Here is a 3922-nt window from a genome sequence, read left to right on the forward strand (position 1 = left end):
TTTCAAGACAGAAGTGCAAAATCTTCCGAAATTTTCAAAAGAAGAGTTTATCAGTAAGTTTCCGCATGATCTTTATGATAAAAATGATGAATTAAAAAATTGGAAAACTTCTTCTGTCATTCTGAATGGAGCGCAGCGAAATGAAGAATCTCTCGATCTGGGAAAACTCCAAGCCGGAGATTATCAGTTGGAATTATACAATATTGAAGGAAAAGACACGATAAAAGCTACACAGAATTTCAGTGTTTGGGATAAGAAATCTTTAAATACAACACAAAAAACTTTCTTAACGGTTTTAGAGCCAAAAGATGAGGTGTTAAGAGGTGAAAAAACTACAATATATGTTTATTCTTCGGTTCCCGAAGCGTTGGTAAATGTTTTCGTGCAGAATGGTTTAGGAAAAACGGTTTCTGAAGTTCATCAGCTTAAAAATGGAGTGTTGGAATATGAAACTGAAATTCCGAATGATAAAAATGTGACAGGTTTAAATATTCAGTTTCAGTTGGCTGCATTTAATGATGTTCAGACCGAAACAGTTGATTTAAAAATTAAAAATACAGAACAGCCGCTGAAAATAGAAACAGTAACATTCAGAGATAAAATAGAACCCAATTCTAAAGAAAAATGGTCGGTAAAAATATCAGGAAATGATAAAGAAAAAATCAATGCCGAAGTTTTGGCGAATATGTACGACATGTCTCTGGATCAGTTTTCTGTAAATACTTTTAACTGGCAACAACTGTACAGACCTTATTTTTTTACCTCTTCTTATGCAATTTCTGCCAATCTTGAAGAAAAATATTTCCAGAGCAGAGTAGAGTATTTTCACGGGAAATATGTAGAAATTCCTCAGTTTAATTGGTTTGACGGAAATATTTATTTTGCTGATTACAGCAGAGAATTAGAAACTATATCGGGACTAATTAGTCAGGAAGGTGTAAAAGCAGCAGCTTATATTCCGCCGCCGCCAGTTTCAGGAGCGAGAGCAAGTATGGCAAAAAGGGAAGTAGCGTTAGACGAAAAGGTAATGGTTGTTCAAAATGTTGTACCCGAACCTTTAAAAGCTCCAAAAGTTGAAAATTCTCCTCCGACTGAAGATGCTTTAGAAAATGTTCAGATTCGTCAAAACTTAAATGAAACCGCATTTTTCTATCCAGATTTAAAAACCGATGCAGAAGGAAATGTGAATTTTGAATTTACTTCTCCCGAAGCGCTTACAAAGTGGAAATTAATGTTTTTAGCGCATACAAAAGACGCAAGAGCAGCAACATTGGAAAAAGAAGTGGTGACGCAAAAAGAGTTTTCTATTACCCCAAATTATCCGAGATTTTTGAGAGAAGGAGATGAGCTGAATCTGCAATCAAAACTATCCAATTTAACAGATAAAAAACTTAACGGTTCTGCGCAGCTGCAGATTTTGGATGCATTTACGAATGAAGATATTTCTTCTCAATTTAATTTACAATCAGCAGCTCAAAATTTTGAATTAAAAGAAAATGGAAATTCTGCATTAACGTGGAAAATAAAAGTACCAAACAACGTTTCATCAATTATTTTTAAAATCGTGGCAAAAGCTGGACAATATTCTGACGGTGAGCAAAAAACAATCTCGGTTTTACCAAACAGAATGTTGGTGATCGATGCACTGCCGATTTTTGTGAAAGAAGGCGAGACGAAAACTTTTGTTTTAGATAATCTTAAAAACGCAAATTCATCTACGATTTCGAACGTTTCAAATACTTTGGAACTAACGACCAATCCGGTCTGGGAAATTATGTTTGCGCTTCCAAGTCTTAAAAATGATCAGAATAGTTCTGCAGATGTTGTCTTTAATAAATGGTTTGCCGATGTTCTGGCTTCAGAAATTTTTAAAGCCAATCCAAAACTGAAAACAGTCTTTGAAGAATATCAAAACAAAGGATTATTAACTTCTAATCTTGAAAAAAATCAGGAGCTGAAGCAGTTGTTGCTCGAAGAAACTCCCTGGGTTTTGGAAAGCAAAAACGAACAGGAACAAATGGCAAAATTAGCATTGCTTTTTGATGCCAATACAATGAAAAATTCAATCAATCAGGATTGGGATGATCTTAAAAAACTGCAAAATCCGGATGGTGGCTTTTCCTGGTATCAAGGATATCCGAGTTCATATGGAACGTCTCTTTATATTCTTAAAAATTTAGGAAAAATAAACGTTTGGTTGAAAGATAACGTGAAAGATTATCAATCTTCTGAGCAGAAAGAACTGGTAGCAAAACTGATTGGTTATGTGGATCAGGAAATCAATAAATACACTGATGTTAAAAAAGAAAATGTAATCAACAACTGGACTTTAGATTATCTTGATACCCGAAATTATTGGGAAACACAATATCCTTTAAAAGGAATAGGTGCAACACTAAAAGCTTTGGTGAAACAAAAAGTGAAAACTACAAAAATTACTGATTTTACCTTCTTCGGACTGCATCGCACAGCTTTATTGACGAGCAATTACGGTTTAAAAGATGTTTCGGATAAATTTTTAAATTACTTAAAAGAAACTTCGGTAGATTCTAAAACTCAGGGTGTTTACTGGAAGCAAAACCTCGATGACTGGGGCTGGTTCAGTTCAAAAGTGGTGAATCACGCAGGAGCTTTGGAAGTTTTTAATAAACTAAAACCAAACGATCAGAAATTTATTGAAGACATGAAGATCTGGCTGATTACGCAGAAAGAAGTCAATTCTTGGGGAAGTTCAAGAGGAACTGCAGAAGTGATTTTTACGATTTTAAATTCAGGAAAATCCTGGACGAATGCTGAAAGCGATAAAGCAATAATCATCTGGGGCGGAAAAGAATTAAAACCCGAAACTCAGGCAACAGGTTATGTGAAATCTGCTGTGAAAGCAGATGTTTTAGATAAAAATTTAGCAACAGTTACCGTTACAAAACCAGGTTCAGGAATTGTTCAGGGAGGTCTGTTCTGGCAATATTATGAAGATTTGGATAAAATAAAATCTTCAGAAAATTACATTTCTGTTGCAAAAGAATTGTATAAAAAAGTGAAAACCGTAAACGGTGAAGAATTACAGAAAATTTCTCCTGAAACCCCGCTGAAAGTTGGCGACAAAGTAACAGTAAGAATGATCCTGAACACCGATCGCGCGATGGAATTTATCCACATCAAAGATATGCGAGCTGCAGGTTTTGAGCCAATAAATGTGCTTTCAGGCTATCAATGGAAAAATAATCTTGGATATTATCAGTCAACCAAAGATGCGTCTACCAACTTTTATATAGAGTACATGCCTAAAGGAAAATATGTCTTCGAATATGATTATGTAGCCAATGCATCCGGGAAATTTTCGAACGGGATTACAACCATTCAAAACTATTATGCGCCGCAGATGAGTTCGCATACAAAAGGCAGCAATGTAGAAATTAAAGAATAAACGATTCTTAAAAATATTTAATCATTACTCTCCGCAAATTTTGTGGAGAGTTTTGTTTGTATGCTGAAAATTCGACACTTATTTATCAATAATAATTCACCATTCAAATTCAAAAAAAATATATCAATGAAACAAAAAAACTGATATATTTGTTTTCAAAGATTTAGACAAAAATGGAAAACGTATTTGACGCAAAAGACGCTCAGAATTATATCAATAGAATTAATAATCTTGTAGAAGAAACGCACGGTTTGTGGGGAAGAATGACGGTAGACCAAATGTTGGCGCACTGCTGTGTTTCTTACGAAATGGTTTACGAGCCCGAAAAACACAAAAAACCGGGAGCTATTGCTAAGTTTATTTTGAAAACTTTCGTAAAACCAAAAGTAGTAGGCGAAAAATCTTATCCGCAAGATTCTCCTACTGCGCCTCAGTTTTTAATTAAAGAAAGAAGAAATTTTGAAGAAGAAAAAAAGAGACTGATAGGTTATATCC

General features: G+C 34.5%; 2 protein-coding genes. Both read left to right on the plus strand.

Going from position 1 to position 3922, the window contains the following annotated elements; translation table 11 throughout:
- Positions 1–3427: alpha-2-macroglobulin family protein (locus AB4Y90_RS16145; RefSeq protein WP_441558603.1), on the plus strand; the 3427-nt coding region annotated here is incomplete at its 5' end.
- Positions 3428–3600: 173 nt separating this feature from the next.
- Positions 3601–3922 (plus strand): DUF1569 domain-containing protein (locus tag AB4Y90_RS16150; protein ID WP_441558604.1); only part of this gene is annotated, 322 nt, incomplete at its 3' end.

It is taken from the genome of Chryseobacterium sp. 2TAF14 (genome assembly GCF_052115105.1).
Classification (GTDB): Bacteria; Bacteroidota; Bacteroidia; order Flavobacteriales; family Weeksellaceae; genus Chryseobacterium.